Genomic DNA, 17438 nt, shown 5'->3' on the forward strand with positions numbered 1-17438 from the left:
TCCGCGTCACAGGTACAGCCCCGCCTCCACCCCGCCCCGGGGCTCCGGCAGGGCGGTCGGGGAGGTGCCCCGGCGCAGGGCGTACAGCTCCGCCAGGGTCGCGCCGTCGCGGCCCACGCCCTGATCGGTGCCCAGCCAGCTCACCGACTCCGCGCGGGTCAGCGGCCCCACCTCGATCCGGGCCAGACAGCGGCCCGGCCGGACCACGGCCGGGTGCAGGCGCTCCAGGTCCTCGTTGGTCGTGACCCCGACCAGCACGTTGCGGCCCTGGCCGAGCAGGCCGTCGGTGAGGTTGAGCAGCCGGGACAGCGCCTGCCCCGCGGTGTGCTTGGCCTCGCCGCGGATCAGCTCGTCGCAGTCCTCCAGCAGGAGCAGCCGCCAGCGGCCCTTGCCCGCCGCGTCCTCCTCGCCGATCGCGATGTCCATCAGATAGCCGACGTCGGAGAAGAGCCGCTCGGGGTCGAGGACGCAGTCCACCTGGCACCAGTCCCGCCACGAGCGGGCCAGCGTCCGCAGCGCCGACGTCTTGCCCGTGCCCGGCGGGCCGTGCAGCAGGAGCAGCCGGCCCGCGATGTCCTCCGGGGTCGTCTTCATCAGGCGGTCCATCGCGTCCGCCACCGGGGCCGTGTAGTTCGCCCGCACCTCGTCCCAGGTGCCCGCGGAGATCTGGCGGGTGGTGCGGTGCGGGCCGCGGCGCGGGGACACGTACCAGAAGCCCATCGTCACGTTCTCCGGCTGCGGTTCCGGCTCGTCCGCCGCGCCGTCCGTCGCCTCGCCGAGCACCTTCTCGGCCAGCTCGGCGGTGGTCGCGGTGACGGTGACGTCGGCGCCCCGGTTCCAGCGGGAGACCAGCAGCGTCCAGCCCTCGCCCTCCGCGAGGGTCGCGCTGCGGTCGTCGTCGCGGGCCGTGCGCAGCACCCGGGCGCCCGCGGGCAGCAGCGTGGCGCCGGAGCGGACGCGGTCGATGTTCACCGCGTGCGAGTACGGCTGCTCGCCCTTCGCGAAGCGGCCGAGGAACAGCGCGTCGACGACGTCGGACGGCGAGTCGGAGTCGTCGACGTTGAGCCGGATCGGCAGAGCGTCGTGTGGGTTCGCAGACATGTCGCCATGATCCGTCACGGGACCGCCGGACGCACCCGCTTTCCGACGTGCGCGTGAAGTGTCGCGGATCTCTACGCTCCGTCCCTGCTCGTACGGTGTCGTCCGCTCCGGTGCGGCCTCGCCCGTCCTGTGGCGAAGTCGTACCCCGGCGGCACCTGTCCGGCGGGCGATTTCTGCCGTTACTGTTGCCTTTGATGGGACGTCATGGGTGGACCTCGGGGGAGCGGCGGTGGCGGCTCACCGCACTGCTGGGCGTCGGCGCGGCCGTTCTCGCCCTGGTCGTGACGCTGATCGGCACCCTGCCCGGGAGCGGCGGCACGGCCGGCACCTCGCGCGACGGCGACAAGGTGCACGGCACGCCCGCCACGCCGCCGCACGGGTCGGATCCGTCCGTCGGCTGGGGCTTCACGCACACGCAGTTCAGCGCCGACGAGGGCAGCGGCGCCGCCACCGACCGGGTGGCGGGGCTGCTCGCCGGCACGGCGGGCCTGCCGCAGAACCAGCACATCATGGGCTGGGGCGCGGACAACCCGGAGCCGGTCCGGGGGCGTTACGACTTCGCCGCGCTGGACCGGCGCATCGACTTCGTCCGCAGGTCGGGGGGCACCCCGGTGCTCACCCTGTGCTGCGCGCCGGACTGGATGAAGGGCGGCAGAGCCGGCGTCGGCAGCACCGACTGGAGCCGGCCCGCCCTGGAGACCGCCCCGACGCCCGACCACTACGCCGACTTCGCCGCGCTCGCCGCGACGGTGGCCAAGCGCTATCCGGACGTACGGCACTTCATCGTCTGGAACGAGTTCAAGGGTTTCTGGAACGACGGCGCGGGCCGCTGGGACTACGAGGGGTACACCAAGCTCTACAACCTGGTGTACGCGGCACTGAAGAAGGTCGGCAGGGACATCATGGTCGGCGGCCCCTACCTCGTCATGGACAGCGTCGACCCGCGGCAGAAGGAGAACGCCTCGACGGCGCTCCGGGGCCCCTGGGGCGCCATGGACCAGCGCGTCCTGGACGCCTTCGCCTACTGGAACGCCCACAAGAAGGGCGCCGACTTCGTGGTCGTCGACGGCTCCAGCTACACCCGGGACGACGAGCTGCTGCCCGACGAGTTCGCGGCCACCGACAAGCTCACGGCCGTCGGCCGGTGGGTGCGGCAGCGGACCGGCGGCCTGCCGCTGTGGTGGGCGGAGTACTACGTCGAGCCCGCCGACGGCGACGACGACCGCACGGGCTGGACCGAGCCGCACCGCGTCGCCGTCCAGGCGGCCGGCCTGATCGCCATGGTCCGCGGCGGCGCCTCCTCCGGCTTCTACTGGAACCCGCAGAAGGAGAAGGGCGGCCGCTGCGCCGGCTGTCTGTGGACCACCACCGACACCCCCGGCGGCGGACGGGCGCTGCCCATGTACGGCCTCGTCTCCCGCTTCGGCCGGGCGTTCCCGCCGGGCACCCGCTACGAGACCGTGTCCGTCGCCCGGGACGACGTGCCCAACGTGCGGGTGCTGGCCGGCGCGAAGACCGTCCTGGTGGTGAACACCCTGGACCGGACCATCAGCGCGCTGGTCGACGGCAGGCGGTTCGACATGGGGGCGTACGAGGTGAAGTGGCTGGCGCGCTGAGCCGCCTCACCCCGCCTTCCCCGCGCCACGGGCTCCGTACCCCTGTACTCCCTACTCCGTGCCCGACGCCCCGTGCCCGTCGCCTCTCAGCCCTTGCCCATGGTCAGGAACCGCTGCACCAGCGAGGCGCACAGCACCGCCAGCAGCGGCAGCGAGAACCAGAAACTGCTCTGCAGCCAACGCAGTTGACGCACGCTCGGCCGCGTCGCGACCCGCACGACCTCCCGGGCCGTGAGCATCAGGACCAGGGCCAGGGCCGCGAGCCCGCCGACCACCGACCACGGCGTCCACGTCACCTTCGGCCCGATCGGCCCCGGCCGCGGCTCGGGCACGGCGCCCGCGGGCTGCTCGCGCAGCGCGTACAGGGTCACGTCGTCGTTGGCGAGGACCTTCCTCAGCTCCGGCCGGCCGTCGAGGTTGCGCACCAGCCGGGACTCCCAGCCGGCCGAGTAGCCCACGTCCATCCGCAGATACGCGACCTGGCTCCGGTTGACCATCAGATACGAGTTCGGGCCCGCGTCCTTGAGCGCCTTGACCAGCCCCGACACCAGCACCGGGTCGGTCGGCGCGAGCGTCGGCACGTAGTTCACCCGCTCCATGTCCCGCGCCCCCCACGGCATCGCGGGCGTGACGTTGTCGACGGTGTCGTTGCTCAGCCACAGCAGCCGTACCGTCGGCCTGTCGTGGGCGTACACGTACTCCATGGCCGCGACCTCGCCGGTGCGGATCCGCTCGAAGGGCTCGTTGCCCCACCGGGCGACCAGGAAGCCGCCCAGGAGCAGCAGACCCGCCAGGAACGCGGCGACCGGGGCCAGGCTGACCCGGTCCTTCGCGCGTTCCCCGGCGGTGGCGCCGGTGCGCGGGAAGAAGGCGTACGCGGCGAGCAGCCCGGCGCCGGGCAGGGCGAACAGGAAGACGCGCAGGGCCATCTCACCGCCGTAGGACTGCATGCCGAAGCCCAGGAACGGCACGAAGGCGAGGACCGGCAGCGCCCGCTCCCGGTACCGGTTCTCGCGCCGCCGCCACCAGCCCCAGCAGGCGAGGGCGAGCACGCCGCCCGCCAGCAGCACCCGCGCGTACAGGACGAGCCGGTGCGTCGGGTCGCCGCCCTTGATCCGGCCGGAGACGGACGTCGACACGTTGCCGCCCACCCCGCCGACCCCGCCGAACAGCTCGTCGAAGTGCCCGGACCAGTACGGCTCGGCCATGAAGCCGAGCCAGAAGGCCACCAGCACCGCGCACAGGACGGGCAGGCCGCGCAGTTCGGACCGTCCGACGAGGACCAGCGCGGCCAGCACGCCCAGCATCACGAACGGCGTGAGCTGGTGCGCCGGGACACTCGCCGCGAACAGCCCGATCACGACCGTCAGCAGCACGGCCCGCTGCCGCCGGCCGGCCGGCTCCACCTCGACCTCGCCGGGCCGCGCCCTGGCCCAGATGACGTGCGGCGCCCGGAACCAGACCAGCAGGATCGCCACGAAGGCCAGGTACAGCAGATAGGTGAAGCCCTGGGGGGAGAAGTAGTCCTGGCCCACCCAGCCGCCGAGCACGAAGATCCACACGCCGGTCCACTTGGCCCGCCAGCCCGCCCGCAGCGCGCGGGTCAGCAGGAACATGGGGGGCAGGTACAGCAGTTGCATGGTCAGCGGCCACCAGCGGACGACCTCGGTGAGGTCGCCCAGCCCGCACGCCCGGGCGGCGAAAGCGGCCACCGCGAAGAACCCGGGCCAGCTCCAGCGCGCGTCCAGGTCCGGCACGGCCGATCCGGTGCGGTCGATGTAGTCGAGGAACCCCAGGTGCTGCCAGGCCGTGGCGAACCGCGGCTCGGTCTCGATCACCGCGGGCAGCGCGTGCAGGGAGACGACGGTCGCGAGCAGGGTGACCAGCAGCAGGGTCCGGTGCTCGCGGCGCAGCCACAGCAGCGCGGCGAACACCGCGACCAGCAGCGCCGCACCGGCCATCGTCGGCAGTGGCAGCACCGAGACGAGCCCGAGCCCGCCCATCCGGTCCAGGTCCGGCTCGCCGAGCCGCAGCGCGGGCACCCAGTACAGCAGCAGTGCCGCCGCCAGCAGACCGCCGAGGAGCACTCCGGGCCGGGTGGGCGCGAGGCGCGCCCGCGGGGCCCGCGGGGACGCAGGCGAGGTGCCGTACGGCCGTGCCTCCGCCGCCTCCCGCGCGGCGCGCGCGACCACGTCCCCCTCCTCAAACTCCTCGGACTCCTCGGACTTCCGGGATTCCTCGGACACGGCCCCGGCGTCCGGGACGACCGCCCGCTCCTCCGTCCCGAACGGCGCGTCCACCTCCCGTCCGGCAGGTCCCACCGATGCCTGCGCGCCGGGTTCGCGCCCCTCCACGGGCAGCCCCGCGACCTCCGGCGGGCGAGGGGTCGGCGCCCAGGTCGGCCGGTGGTCCGGCGGTACCGGCGTGCCCGCGGGCGGGGTGCCGGGGCCGGGGCGCACGTCGGGCCGGCGTTCCTGGTGGTCGAAGTCGACGTGGATGCCCAGGGCCACGGTGTCGGAGTCCAGCGCCCACGCCGGACCCCGCCGGTGCGGTGCGACGGCCCCGGCGGGGACCTCGCGCGCCCCCAGGTCGGCGAGGTCCCCGTCCGGAGCCGCGTCCTCGGGGACGCCGGCGGCCGGGGCGGCCCGGACGGTCCGGTACAGCTTGGGTGCGGCGATCGCGACGATCACGGCGAGGCTGGAGATCTCGGCGACGCCCGCGCCGGTCAGGCCCGTGCGGGGGAGCAGCAGCAGCGTCAGCCCCAGCACCAGGACGCACAACAGGCCCTGCAGCCAGGCGAGTCCGGCGGTGCGGCTCTGCGCGCGCAGCACCGCGAAGTACGTTTCCATCACGACCCGCAGCAGCGCGCCGAGCGCGAACCAGCGCAGCAGCCCGGTCGCCGCGTGCGCGTAGCCGTCGCCGAAGACGCGCAGGATGTACGGCGCGCCCAGGAACAGCACCCCGGCCACCGGCAGCATGATCCGCGCCATGCGCCTCAGCGCGGCCCGGGTGTTGGCGGCCAGGCGCGCCGGGTCGTGCGAGCCCTCCACGGTGAGGGAGGCGCCCATGTTGATGGCGAGCAGGTTGACCGTGCCGCCGATCGTGGTGGTGATGTAGAAGTACGCGTTGTCCGCCGAGCTGACCTGCGAGGCGACGATCACGGGAACCAGGTAGACCACGGCGAGCGAGAACAGCGAGCCGGTGTAGTCGCCGGCGAGGAACCGGCCGAGCTCCCGCAGGGCCGGGGGTTTGGCGTGCGCCTCGGTCGCCGTGACGTGCCGGGGCACCAGGCGCCGGAACACCAGCCAGCCCAGCGGCACCACGGAGGTGGCGATCGCCAGGCCCCAGGAGGCGAAGACTCCGGTCGTCGGGAGCGCGGCGGCGAGACCGACCAGCAGCGCCAGCTTCACCGCCGAGAACACGGTGTTGCCGACTGGCACCCAGGGCGCGCTGCGCAGCCCGGTCAGCACCCCGTCCTGCAGGGTGAGCAGGTTCCAGGCCATGACGACCGCGATGAAACCCAGGCCGTGGCCGAGCCCGTGCAGGAAGCGGTACGACGGCCCCCACAGGTCGAGCGTGACCAGGAAGACGCCCGCCGCGCCCGCCACGACCAGCGAACTGCCCGCGTAGGTGCGGGCGACGAGCCGGCCGGTGGTGCGGCCCGCGACCGGGATGAAGCGGGCCAGGGCCCCGGTCAGGGTCACCGCGGTCAGCCCGGCGAGCAGCTTCATGGCGGCGATCGCGGCGGAGCCCTGGCCCACCGCGGAGGCGGAGTAGTAGCGGGCGGCGACCAGCCAGTAGCCCAGGCCCAGCACCGCGGAGATCCCGGTGTTGAGCATCAGGGCGTAGGCGTTGCGGAACAGCTGGTCGCCGCCGGGGGACCGGCCCTGTCCGGGCAGGCGGAGACGGCGTCCCGGCCGCTCGGGCGCCCCGGTCGCGGAGGAGGCCGATGCCTCGGTGGTGGTCGTCGTGTCAGACACGGGTCGCGATGGCCTTCCGGCATATCTGGCGTGCTCTTCGGACCACGGCGTACCCCTTGGTCAGGACGCGGTCCCCGGCGAAGTTCCGGGCGATCGCGCGGCCGCGCACCAGCCGCTCGAACTCGTCGAGGCTCGTGCTGCGGCGCACGGTGAGCCGGCGCAGGGCGTACGGGCCCTGACCGCGGCGGGCCAGGGCGTTGCCGACGGCGAGCGCCTGCGTGAAGCCCGCCTCCCGGACCCGCTCGCGCACCCGGCGGCTGGAGTAGCCGTACGGGTAGGCGAAGGAGGCCGGTACGGTGCCCAGTTCGCCGGCGACGATCTCCTTGCAGCGGATCAGCTCCGACCACAGCGTGCCGTCGTCGAGCTGGTCGAGCTGCGGATGGGTGTGGCTGTGCCCGCCGATCTCGACCCCGCCGGCCGTCAGTTCGCGCACCTGGTCCCAGTCGAGCATGGTGTCCAGGCCCCCGCCGGTGTCGTGGGCGCCGCGGATCCAGCCGGTGGAGACGAACAGCGTGGCCGGGAAGCCGTAGCGGGCGAGCACGGGCAGCGCGTGCCGGTGCACCCCCTCGTAGCCGTCGTCGAAGGTGATCAGCACGGAGTTCGCGGGCAGTGGCGGGCCGGTCGTGGCACGCCACCGGTTGGCCAGCTCGGCCGTGGTGACCGGCCGGAAGCCCATCTCGTGCAGCACCGCCATCTGCTCGGCGAACGCCTCCGGGGCGACCGAGAGGCCGCGCGTGGCCGCGTTGGGCTCGCGCGCGACCGCGTGGTACATCAGCACCGGTACGGGTGTGCTCATACGGCTCCTTCCCCCCTGCCGTCCGTGAGGTCCACGACCCGGAAGGCCGTGTCCGCCCGGCGCGCGCGGACGCTCCCGGCGACGTATCCGCCCGCGGCCGTGAGCACGCCGGCGACGATGGCCCCGGCGCGGCCCGCGCCGCCCGGACGGGCCAGCAGTGCGTCCCGCAGCCCGCGGGCCACCCCGGCGGGCAGGACACGGGTGGTGTAGCGGCGCTCTGACTCCAGCCCCCGGGCCGCGCCCACGCTCCGCGCCACCAGCGCCTTGGAGAGGCCCTCGGCCCAGGCGCGGGCGCGGAAGTAACGGAAGCGCTCGCGCGCTTCGGGCACCCGGTGGTGGATCACCGCGCGGTCGTCGATCAGCAGGACCGCGTCGGGCCGGGCGCGGGTGAGGCGGATGCACAGTTCCGTCTCCTCGCAGCCCAGCGGGCGCCGGTCGCCGTCGCGTCCGATGCCGGTGGCGAAGCCGCCCGCGGCGTCGAACGCCGTCCGCCGGAAGGAGGCGTTCCCGCCGAGGACGTTGCGCACCCGGACCCGACCCGGCGGCAGGCCCCGGTAGGTGCAGCCCACCACCCAGTCGAACTCCTCGGGGAACCAGGCCGGCCGGCGGCCCGACGCCCAGACCGGCACGGTGCGGCCGCCGACGGCCATCACCCGCGGGTCCGCGTACCCCTCGGCGAAGTGCCGCAGCCAGTCCCGCTCGGCCACCGCGTCGTCGTCGAGGAAGGCGATCACGTCGCCGCGCGAGGCGGTGATTCCGGTGTTGCGGCCGGCGGACAGGCCGCGGGGGCCCGCGTTGGCGAGCACCCGCACCTCGCCGGCCTCCTTGTACTCCCCGCTCAGCCGGTCCAGGAGCGCCCGGTTGTGGTCGACGACCAGCAGCGTCTCCAGCGCGGGCCGGGACTGCGCCCGCACCGAGGAGACCGCCGCGAGGATGTCCTCCCAGCGGTCCTCGGTGTAGACGCAGATCACGACGGAGATGCCGGGACCGGTCAAGACGCCTCTCCCCGGCCGGTGCCCGGCAGCGGCGAGCGGAGCGTACGGCGGCGCAGCGCCCGCCGGTTGGAGCGCTCCTGGAGGATCACCCTGAGCACCCGGAGCCCGTCGCGCACGGCGCGCAGATTGCTGGTGCCGTGGATGCGCAGGTACTCGTGGCTGGGTATCTCCTGCACCTTCAGTCCGGCCTTGACCACTCTGATGTTCATCAGCGTCTCGACCTCGAAGCCGGTGCAGTCGAGGTCGATCTTGTCGAGGCAGTGTCGCCAGAACGCGTTGTATCCGTAGCAGAGATCGGTGTAGCGGGCGCCGAACTTGCGGTTGACGACGGCGCACAGGATCCGGTTGCCCAGCTTGCGGACGAAGGTCATGTCGTCGGTGCCGCCGCCGTTGGCGAAGCGGGACCCCTTGGCGAAGTCCGCGCCCGAGACCAGCGCGGAGACGTACGACACGATCTCGTTGCCGTCGGCCGAGCCGTCGGCGTCGACCATCACGACGATGTCGCCGGAGCAGGCCTCGAAGCCGGTGATGAGGGCGTCGCCCTTGCCCCGGCCGCGCTGCCCGACGACCTTGACGCCGGGCCACAGATCGCGCGCGACCTCGACGGTGCCGTCGGTGGAATTGCCGTCCACAAGAACCACTTCGTGTATCCAGTCCGGAAGTGTCTTGAAGACGTAGGGGAGATTCTCCGCCTCATTCATGGCGGGGATCACCACACTCACCGGCGGTGTTATCGCGAGGTGAGAAGAGATCGGCCGGTATTGCGCGGCCATGGACGGATCTTGGCCCGATGCGGGCGGACGCAGAACCGAGCTCATGAGTTGTGTCCCTCTCGTCCGGCGGACCGCCCGCCCCTGGGCGGCCCGGCTGTGTGTCCGGTTCGAAAGGGGGGTTCTCACGCGGAACGCGCGGAACGGATCTCCGCGCACGCCAGGTGAGCTGGCAAAGCTGGCCGGCCGGTCGAAAAATGGCAGCCGGTCGCGCGGCACGGCCCGGTCACCTGTGCGGTCACCGAGCACGGCACCCCCCTACCGCGCCCCGCGCCGGAACGCCGCGGTCCCTGAGCCCTCCCCTTGAGCCGCGTAATGACGGACCGGTGCGGGTGAGATGTACGACGGTATTGACGATTGAACCTGTATGGCAAGACCTGCAACGAGATCTCACGTTTTTGTTGGTTTGGCCATTACGCAGATTTGGTCCTGCATGACTCATTGATTCGAACGGATTTTTCCCATCCGTTTGAGAATTCTGTCCGCCGGCTCGAACAGCTCCGGCCGGGACAGCACCATGTTGCGCAGCGCCCGGACCGGGGCGCGGCGCGCCCGGTGCCCGACCGCTATTGGATGACGTCGTGTCACCCACCCTTCGGACACCAGGAGTTCACGTGTCTTCAGGGAGTCCTTGTACTCCTTCTGGCCCCGGCCGAGATCGAGATGGGCGATGCCGTCGGCGGCGGCCGCCTCGGCCATGCGCAGGTGCAGGACGAGCCCGGGGGAGTACTTGGCGTACGCGGGGTCGTACGCCGGGAACCAGCACGCCAGCACCCGCTCGGTGCGCAGCCCGAAGTGGGCGGCGACCGGCCTGCCGTCGGCATACAGCACCGAGAGGATCCCCGCGAAGGGGTCCGAGCGGGTGTGGAAGAGCCGGGTGACCAGCCGGGTGATCCATTCGTGGGCGAAGCGGTCGCTGCGCCCGGTGCGGCGGTACTGCGCGGACTTCCAGGCCATCAGCGTGCGCAGCGCGGCCGGGTCGCGCTCGTCGTGGACGTAGGTCACCGGGCCCGCGTCCCGGCCGAGTCTGCGCTCCTTGGCGAGCGTGGTCCGGGTGAACTTGGGCGACCGGGCGCGCAGCTCGCGCAGATAGGTGTCGTAGCCCTGGTCGACGTCCATGACCGGGGAGGGGAAGGTGCCGGAGGCTCCGGCCTCGAACGGCTCCTGGCCCGCCACCAGGTGGTCGAACTCCCAGACGGCGAGTCCGCAGGCCCGCAGCAGGTCCCGGGCGTCCCAGGTGAAGCCGGGGCGGTGCACCAGGCCCTGGCAGTCGGACACGCCGATGCCGACCGCGCGGCCGACTCCGGCGGCGGATCTCTGGAACGGGAAGAACGCGGCCGGCTCGGCGTCCTCGCGCACCACCGCGATCCGCACCCCGCGTCTGCACCGGCCCACCGCGAGCGCGAACTCCGGGGACAGGAAGGGATTCGCCAGCCCCTCGGAGCCGTGCAGATGGGCCTTGGACTGCATCGCTGTCCAGGCCGCCCGGTCGGCGGCGCTCAACTCGCCGGGGCGGTACACGCTGATGTCCACGTCAGAGGCCCTGTCTTCTCGCCGTGCGGCCGCGCGACCGCCGCACCGTGGCCAGCAGGAGAACGAGGGAGCTGAGGACGGCCACCGCGACGACGCCGCCGCGCACGGACCAGCGGTGCACGGCCAGCATCCCCTGGGCCACCAGCATGTCGAGGACGACCGCGCCCGCCACCGAGGCGAGCACGCGGCCGAAAGGATCCAGCCCGCGCAGGGCGGCCGCGACGGCGGCGGCCGGCGCCGCCAGCAGGAAGAACAGCGTGAGGGGACCGCGCAGCACGGACGCGGAGTCGGTGAGCGCCAGCAGCGCGCCCGCCCCGGCGACCGCGGTCGCGGCGCCCGCGAGCAGCGGCGTCAGGTCCCTCCCCGGCCCCGGCCGTGCCCGTGGTGCGCCGTCCGTTGAAGCTGTCTTGATACGTATGGTCTGCATTGGCGACTTTGCCCCCCGAAGCGCCGGATGCCGGGCTTCAATGTCGCGCAGCCCCGTGGCGGCCGTCAAGACGCCGAAGCCGTCGGCGGCGCTTCACGCCCGGTTTTAAACATGCGTTCGGGGTGGTGGTGTGCCCTTTTCCAGGCCGCATCCGTTCGGGTGATGTGTCTGAGTGTGCGTCAGGAGCGGGGTTGTTGACGCCTCCATGAATTCTGTTGAGCGGCAAAAAAGTTTTGGCATGGACACTTCCAGTCAACACGCGTAGCTGCTACCAAAGTTGTGGCAGAGATCCTGCTAAAGGGAGGTTCCATGAGACGTTCCCGACTTACCGCATACGTCAGTTCCCTCCTCCTGGCCGCCGGTATCGCACTCACCGGGGCCGCGTCGGCGCAGGCATCCGAACTGGCCGCCGGTGGCTACGTGGCCCTCGGCGACTCCTACTCCTCGGGGGTCGGAGCCGGCAGCTACATCAGCTCCAGCGGCAGCTGCGACCGCAGCACCAAGGCGTACCCCTATCTCTGGAACGCGGCGCACACACCGTCGTCGTTCGACTTCACCGCCTGCTCGGGCGCCACCACGGACGACGTCCTGGCCAACCAGCTCGGCCCGCTCAGCTCCTCCACCGCCCTGGTCTCCCTCACCATCGGCGGCAACGACGCGGGATTCGCCGACGTCATGACGACCTGTGTGACGTCGTCCGACAGCACCTGCATCTCCCGTATCAACACCGCCATGGCCTACGTCGACACGACGCTGCCCGGCAAGCTCGACAACGTCTACTCGACGATCCGCTCCAAGGCCCCGTCCGCCCGGGTGGTCGTACTCGGCTATCCCCGCTTCTACAAGCTCGGCACCTACTGCCTCGGCCTGTCCGAGACCAAGCGGTCCGCCATCAACGACGCGGCCGACCACCTCGACGCCGCCATCGCCAAGGTCGTCGCGAACCACGGCTTCGTCTTCGGCGACGTCCGCACGACCTTCACCGGCCACGAGATCTGCTCCGGCAGCTCCTGGCTGCACAGCGTCAACTGGCTCAACATCGGCGAGTCGTACCACCCCACCGCGGCCGGCCAGTCCGGCGGCTACCTGCCGGTGCTCACCAACGCGGCCTGACCCGTCACGGGGAGGCCGAGACCGTTGGCGAAGCGGAGGCCCCGCCCGTCGGGGTCTCCGTCACGCACGTCACCGAGAACGGCACCGTGTCCGAGGCGGTGCGCACCGGCGCCCGCACCTCGACACCGATCGCGTCGTGGTACGTCCCGCCCTCCGAGTACGTCGTGACGGCCACCGTGTCCTGCCGGGACCTCCCCCCGCCCGCCGGGAACGACAGCGTCTTCCAACCGGGGTCGGAGACCTCGCCGTCGCGCAGCACCCAGCGGTAGGAGACCTCCGCGGGCAGCCGGCCCACCGTGAACGTCGCCGTGAAGGACGGCGCCCCCGCACGCGGCGGGGGGCACCCCCCGGAATACGCCGTGTGCGTCCCCGTCAGCGTGACCGTCACCGACTGCGGCGGAGCGGAGTGGGACGAGCCGCCGCTCGGGGAGGCGCTCGTACCGCCGCCGTCGCGGGTGTGGTCGTCGCTCGGCGTCGGCGACGGCGTCACCCCGGCCCGGCTGCTGCTGGTGGTGCCCGCGCCGTCCTTCCCCTTCCCTCCGCCACCCCGGTCGAGCAGCGCGTACGTCAGCCCGGCGAGGGCCAGCGCGAGGGCGGCCAGCCCCGCGATCAGCACCAGGGACGTACGGCGGTCGCCGTCCGGGCGCTCGCGGGTTGCCGCCGCGGCCCGGGTGGGCCCGGTCCCGGCCGGCGGGAGCGGCAGTGGCGGGGTCGGCGAGCGTTCCTCCCGCACGGTGGCGACCGTGGGTGCGTACGCGGCCGCCGGGGCGACGTCCGCCCGTGGTGTGCCGCCCGCCCCGACGAGGCGCAGGTCCCGCTCGGCCCGCTCGGCCGGCAGCCGCTCGGCCGGGTCCTTGCGGAGCAGTCCCTCGATGACCGGCGCGAGGGGACCGGCCCGGCGCGCGGGCGGCAGTTCCTCGTCGACGACCGCGCGCAGCGTGCTCAGCGGGGTGTCCTGCCGGAACGGCGAGTTGCCCTCGACGGCCGCGTACAGCAGCACCCCGAGCGACCACAGGTCCGACTCCGGGCCCGGGGTGCGGCCCAGCGCCCGCTCCGGGGCCAGGAACTCCGGGGAGCCGATCACCTCGCCGGTCATCGTCAGCGCCGAACTGCCCTCGACCGTGGCGATGCCGAAGTCGGTGAGCACCACCCGGCCGTCGTTCGCCAGCAGCACGTTGGCCGGTTTCACGTCGCGGTGCAGCACCCCGGCGGCGTGCGCGGCGCGCAGCGCCGACAGCACCTCGGCGCCGATGTGCGCGGCGCGCTGCGGGCTGACCGGGCCCTCGGCCTCCAGCAGGTCGGCCAGCGACAGGCCGCGGACCAACTCCATGACGATCCACGGGCGGCCGCCGTCGGTGGCCACGTCGTACACCGTGACCACATTGCGGTTCGAGACCCGGGCGGCCGCCCACGCCTCGCGCTCCAGCCGCGCGTACATCCGCTCCACGTCGGCGGCCGGCAGGCCCGCCGGCGCGCGCACCTCCTTGACCGCGACCTCGCGGTGCAGCACCTCGTCGCGGGCGCGCCACACGGTTCCCATGCCGCCCTCGCCGAGCGGGGACAGGAGACGGTAGCGGCCCGCGATCACACGCTCACGACCCGGTTCTTCGGACACCGGCGCCCCCCATTCGCTTCCCGGCGATGTCTCCACTCGACGTGACTCGCGTGATTTCTCCCCAAAAGTAGCTCAGCCCAGTGCGGATGCCGCCCCCCTGAGCACCAATCCGGCACCGAGGGCCAGGACGACGCAGGCCGAACCCAGCGGCGCGGTCCTGCGCACCAAGGCCGCCAGCGGGCCCGCGGTCCAGCGGGGGCGCCGGTCCAGCACCCGGGACACCCCGCTGCCCAGCCGGACGACGGCGAACCCGGCGGCGGTGAGGGTCAGGGCGAGCCCGACACCGTAGGCGACCACGAGCAGCAGCCCGAACCAGGCCTGCCCCAGGGCGGCGGCGCCCACCAGGACGACCACGGCCGAGGGACTGGGCACCAGCCCGCCGGCGAAGCCGAGCAGGAGCGTCCCGCGGAGGGTGGGGGCGGTGGGGTGGGTGTGGGTGACGCCGCCGTGGATGTGGGCGACGGCGGCGGGGTGGGGGTGGTTGTGCCCGGGCTCGGGCCCTTGGTCGTGTGTGGGGTCGTGCGCGTGTGCCGGGTCCTGGGCGTGGTCGTGCCTGTCGTCGTGCGCGTGCTCGTGGGAGGGCCCGTGGGTGTGACCGTGTTCGTGGGAGTGCCCGTGCGGGTGACCGGGATTGTGTTCGTGGGAGTGCCCGTGGCCGTGCGCGCGGTTGCGCCAGGCACGGCGTACGAGGCTCGCGCCGGCGACGGTCACCAGGACGCCGCTGGCGAGACCCAGCCAGGCGATCACCGAGGGCGCGGCGGCCGAGCCCGCGGTGACCAGGAGGCCCAGGGCGACCACGCCGAGGGTGTGGGTGACCGTCACCGACGCGGCCAGCGGCAGGACGTCCCCGAGGCGGGCGCGCCCGCCGCGTGCCGCCGCCGTGGCCGCCATCAGGGTCTTGCCGTGGCCCGGTGCCAGGGCGTGCAGGGCGCCCAGAGCGACCGCGATCACCAGGGCGAGGGAGGCGAAGCCGAGGGTGAGGTCGTGGCGGGCGACCAGGTCGTCCAGGGCGCGGGTCCAGCGGTCGGCGCCGCGCGGGAGGACGGAGGCGGCGGGCGCGTCCGACCGGTCCTCGACGAGGGCGGGGCCGCCGGGGCGCACGCGCAGGAAGGCGGTGGAGGTGTCCGCGGGGGAGGAGAGCAACTCCTTCGGATAGCTGGTCAGTTCGTGCGAGGCGGAGGTCTTCGGCACGTCGGACGCGGTGAGTGTCGTACGGTCGCCGGCGGCCGTGATCTCCCGCCAGCCGGGCCCGGAGGACGCTCCCGCGCTGCGGAAGCCCACGGTGACCGTGCCGTGCTTCGGCAGCGTCGCCGTCAGCGCGCACTCGACCCGGAGGGTGTGCAGGCCCGCCTGGCCGGGACGCGTCCGCGCGTGGCTGCCGCGGACGGCGAGCGCGGACGTCCGCCCCTCGACGGTGAGCCGGCTGCCCCGCGCGGCCCGCTCGCACCGCTGCCGGGCCCACGCGGCCGCGCCGAGCCGCTCGATGTCGGGGCCGGCCTGGGTCGCCGGGATCTCCGCGAGGTCCTCGACGTGGTCGACGCGCAGCAGGCCGGGGGCGGCGACCAGGCCGTCGTAGCGGTTGACGGTGAAGTTGCCGAGGGGATGCGCGCTCGCGGCGGCGGAGAGCACGACGACCAGGGCGCAGGCGGCCGTGAACACGGCCGCGGCGGAGGCGAGTACACGGCGGGGCCTCATCGGGCCGCCTCCAGGGACTTCAGGGCCGTACGGGCCGTGCGGGCGCCCAGCGGGGAGAAGCCGGGGTTCAGCCTCAGCGCGGCGGCCAGGTGGGTGCGGGCGTCCTCCGGGTGGCCGGTGGCGCGCTCGATCATGCCGCGGTGGTAGAGGAAGGCGGCGTTGCGGTAGCCGATGGCCGCCGCCTGCCGGGCGTAGGGGAGTGCCTCCTGGTCGCGGCCGTTGACGTGCAGGGCCCAGGCGAGGGCGTCCGCGGTGTGCACGGTGTGGCGTCGGGCCCATTCGGCGCGGGCCGCGCGCAGGGCGGCCCTGGCGTCGCCGTGGTCGGCGGCGGCGAGCGCGGTGTCCAGGTCGGCGTTGACGCCGCCCGCGCGGGCCAGCGCGATCCAGGCGTCGACGAGGGCGTACTGCGCGCGTGCCCGCTTCCGGTCGCCGGCGGCCCCGCGGGCCTCGTACAGCTCGCCGAGTGCGACGAGCGGGCCGGGCAGCGGGTAGCGGGCGACGACGGCCTCCATGTCCTTGAGGGCGCCCGCGCGGTCACCGCTCGCGGCCCGGGCCCGGGCGCGGCCCTCCAGGGCGGGGAGGCAGGCGTCGTCGGCGGCCAGCGCCCGCGCGTACTGGCGCAGGGCGGTCCGGTAGTCGCCCTGGTTCCAGGCGAGCTGGCCGAGTTGCGTGGCGACGTACGCGACGTCGCCCGGGGAGGTGGCGGAGTCGAGGGCCTGGGTGAGGACGCGGCGGGCGGTGGTGACGTCGCCGCGCAGTTCGCGTACGTAGGCGTAGCGCGTGAAGACCGGGATGCCGGGGCGCCGGGCGTCGGCCGTGTCGGCGGCGCGCGCCGCCTCGCCGTACCGGCCGAGTTCCACCAGGGCGTCGATGCGCGAGGACAGGGCGCGCTCGCTGTAGGGGTTCTGCCGCAGCGCCCGGTCCGCGTAGGCCAGGGCGTCCTTGAAGTCGTGCCGGGCGGCGGCGAGCGCGGCGCGGCCCGCCAGCGCCCGGTCGTTGCCGGGCGCCAGCTCCAGCGAGCGGGCCAGCGCCTGCTCGGCCCGCGGGTAGCGTGCCGGGTCGCCCTTGGTGCGCGCCTGCTCGACGTAGGCGAGTCCGAGGGTGGCCCAGCCGTCGTGGTCCCGGGGCTGCCCGCGCAGATGGGCCTGGAGCGAGAGGACGCTCGCGTCGAGGCCGCCGCCGGCGAGCAGTTCGGGCGACACGGCGGGGGCCGCGGAGACCGCGGACACGCCTCCCTGGTCCCGGGCGGCCCCCACGGCGATCGCCCCGCCGGTGAGCGCCACGGCCAGCAGCAGCGAGGAGCCGGCGAGCCGCGCCGCCCGCCACCGCCGTCCGGCCGCCGCGACCCGACGCACGGCGGCGACCCGCGTGTCATCGCCGTGAGCGGGTTCCTCTGCCGTGTCCACGGCGGTGATCCGCGTGCCGCCGCAGCCGGCGGGTTCCGTTGCCGCGTCCATCGTGGTGATCCGCGTGCCGCCGCAGCCGGCGGGTTCCGCCGCGTCCACCGTGGCGACCCGCGATTCACCCCCGACGGGCTCCTCCGCCGCGTCCACCGTGCCGGTGGCCGCTGTCACGGGGGGCCGGGCCGGCGGTTCGACGGGCTTTCCGGCGGGCTTTCCGGTGGGCGGTTCGGCGGGGTGGTCGCCCGGGCCGTTGTCCGGCGCGTTGTCGTTGCTCCGCGGGGCCATGCCCTCTCCTCGGTCGCCTGGGTGGTGCGATGTGCTCGGTGGTGGACGAAGTCGTCGCGTGGGGCGGCGCGGCCCGCGCCGTGGGGGATGGGGTGAGCGCGGGCCGCGC

Annotated in this window: 12 protein-coding genes; 2 read left to right on the forward strand and 10 right to left on the reverse strand. The window is 73.9% G+C overall.

All coding sequences use genetic code 11. The annotated features are described in order from the left end of the window. Positions 1-6: 6 nt before the first annotated feature. Complete coding sequence (locus ACIQ9G_RS26175; protein ID WP_403613956.1) at positions 7-1101, reverse strand: DUF5925 domain-containing protein; 1095 nt, start codon at positions 1099-1101, stop codon at positions 7-9. A gap of 194 nt (positions 1102-1295) precedes the next feature. Here ACIQ9G_RS26175 and ACIQ9G_RS26180 point away from each other — a divergent pair, with 194 nt between their 5' ends. Continuing rightward, complete coding sequence (locus ACIQ9G_RS26180; protein WP_403613959.1) at positions 1296-2717, forward strand: xylan 1,4-beta-xylosidase; 1422 nt, start codon at positions 1296-1298, stop codon at positions 2715-2717. Positions 2718-2803: 86 nt separating this feature from the next. On the opposite strand, the gene ACIQ9G_RS26185 is transcribed toward ACIQ9G_RS26180, so the two are convergent. The 6 genes from ACIQ9G_RS26185 to ACIQ9G_RS26210 all read right to left on the reverse strand — a co-directional run bounded on the left by ACIQ9G_RS26185 (position 2804) and on the right by ACIQ9G_RS26210 (position 11218). Next, positions 2804-6697, reverse strand: coding sequence for a lipopolysaccharide biosynthesis protein (locus tag ACIQ9G_RS26185; RefSeq protein WP_403613961.1), 3894 nt, complete (start codon positions 6695-6697; stop codon positions 2804-2806). Next, positions 6690-7493 carry a polysaccharide deacetylase family protein gene (locus ACIQ9G_RS26190; protein ID WP_403613963.1) on the reverse strand — a complete coding sequence of 268 codons (804 nt, stop codon included), beginning with the start codon at positions 7491-7493 and terminating at the stop codon, positions 6690-6692. Before ACIQ9G_RS26190 ends, ACIQ9G_RS26185 begins: the two co-directional genes overlap by 8 nt. After that, positions 7490-8488 (reverse strand): glycosyltransferase, encoded by a 999-nt coding sequence (locus ACIQ9G_RS26195; RefSeq protein WP_403613966.1) that lies wholly within the window; start codon positions 8486-8488, stop codon positions 7490-7492. Before ACIQ9G_RS26195 ends, ACIQ9G_RS26190 begins: the two co-directional genes overlap by 4 nt. After that, the gene (locus ACIQ9G_RS26200) at positions 8485-9306 is read right to left on the reverse strand and encodes a glycosyltransferase family 2 protein (RefSeq protein WP_403613969.1); all 822 of its coding nucleotides are present in this window, start codon (positions 9304-9306) and stop codon (positions 8485-8487) included. Before ACIQ9G_RS26200 ends, ACIQ9G_RS26195 begins: the two co-directional genes overlap by 4 nt. 390 nt (positions 9307-9696) lie before the next feature. Continuing rightward, positions 9697-10791: a GNAT family N-acetyltransferase gene (locus ACIQ9G_RS26205; RefSeq protein ID WP_403613972.1), complete on the reverse strand. Its 1095-nt coding sequence runs from the start codon at positions 10789-10791 to the stop codon at positions 9697-9699. 1 nt (position 10792) lies between these two features. Next, on the reverse strand, positions 10793-11218 hold the full coding sequence (locus ACIQ9G_RS26210; protein ID WP_403613974.1) for a hypothetical protein: 426 nt from the start codon (positions 11216-11218) through the stop codon (positions 10793-10795). Between the two features lie 309 nt (positions 11219-11527). On the opposite strand from ACIQ9G_RS26210, the gene ACIQ9G_RS26215 reads away from it, so the two are divergent. Next, positions 11528-12331 (forward strand): SGNH/GDSL hydrolase family protein, encoded by an 804-nt coding sequence (locus tag ACIQ9G_RS26215; protein WP_403613976.1) that lies wholly within the window; start codon positions 11528-11530, stop codon positions 12329-12331. Between the two features lie 4 nt (positions 12332-12335). Here the strand turns inward: ACIQ9G_RS26215 and ACIQ9G_RS26220 are convergent, their stop codons facing one another. The 3 genes from ACIQ9G_RS26220 to ACIQ9G_RS26230 form a co-directional block, all read right to left on the reverse strand. Further along, entirely contained in the window at positions 12336-13946 is a 1611-nt protein-coding gene (locus tag ACIQ9G_RS26220; protein WP_403613978.1) for a serine/threonine-protein kinase, read from the reverse strand. A gap of 72 nt (positions 13947-14018) precedes the next feature. After that, positions 14019-15641, reverse strand: coding sequence for a nickel transporter (locus ACIQ9G_RS26225; RefSeq protein WP_403613980.1), 1623 nt, complete (start codon positions 15639-15641; stop codon positions 14019-14021). Next, on the reverse strand, positions 15638-17329 hold the full coding sequence (locus tag ACIQ9G_RS26230; RefSeq protein ID WP_403613983.1) for a tetratricopeptide repeat protein: 1692 nt from the start codon (positions 17327-17329) through the stop codon (positions 15638-15640). Before ACIQ9G_RS26230 ends, ACIQ9G_RS26225 begins: the two co-directional genes overlap by 4 nt. Positions 17330-17438 lie beyond the last annotated feature (109 nt).

Origin of the sequence: Streptomyces sp. NPDC096152, from assembly GCF_044763235.1 — a bacterium.
Classification (GTDB): Bacteria; Actinomycetota; Actinomycetes; order Streptomycetales; family Streptomycetaceae; genus Streptomyces.

Bases quoted from the DNA above. Each gene is read 5' to 3' on its own strand.
- ACIQ9G_RS26175 (WP_403613956.1), bottom strand. From the start codon at position 1,101: ATGTCTGCGAACCCACACGACGCTCTGCCGATCCGGCTCAACGTCGAC.
- ACIQ9G_RS26180 (WP_403613959.1), top strand. From the start codon at position 1,296: ATGGGACGTCATGGGTGGACCTCGGGGGAGCGGCGGTGGCGGCTCACC.
- ACIQ9G_RS26190 (WP_403613963.1), bottom strand. From the start codon at position 7,493: ATGAGCACACCCGTACCGGTGCTGATGTACCACGCGGTCGCGCGCGAG.
- ACIQ9G_RS26200 (WP_403613969.1), bottom strand. From the start codon at position 9,306: ATGAGCTCGGTTCTGCGTCCGCCCGCATCGGGCCAAGATCCGTCCATG.
- ACIQ9G_RS26210 (WP_403613974.1), bottom strand. From the start codon at position 11,218: ATGCAGACCATACGTATCAAGACAGCTTCAACGGACGGCGCACCACGG.
- ACIQ9G_RS26215 (WP_403613976.1), top strand. From the start codon at position 11,528: ATGAGACGTTCCCGACTTACCGCATACGTCAGTTCCCTCCTCCTGGCC.
- ACIQ9G_RS26225 (WP_403613980.1), bottom strand. From the start codon at position 15,641: ATGAGGCCCCGCCGTGTACTCGCCTCCGCCGCGGCCGTGTTCACGGCC.
- ACIQ9G_RS26230 (WP_403613983.1), bottom strand. From the start codon at position 17,329: ATGGCCCCGCGGAGCAACGACAACGCGCCGGACAACGGCCCGGGCGAC.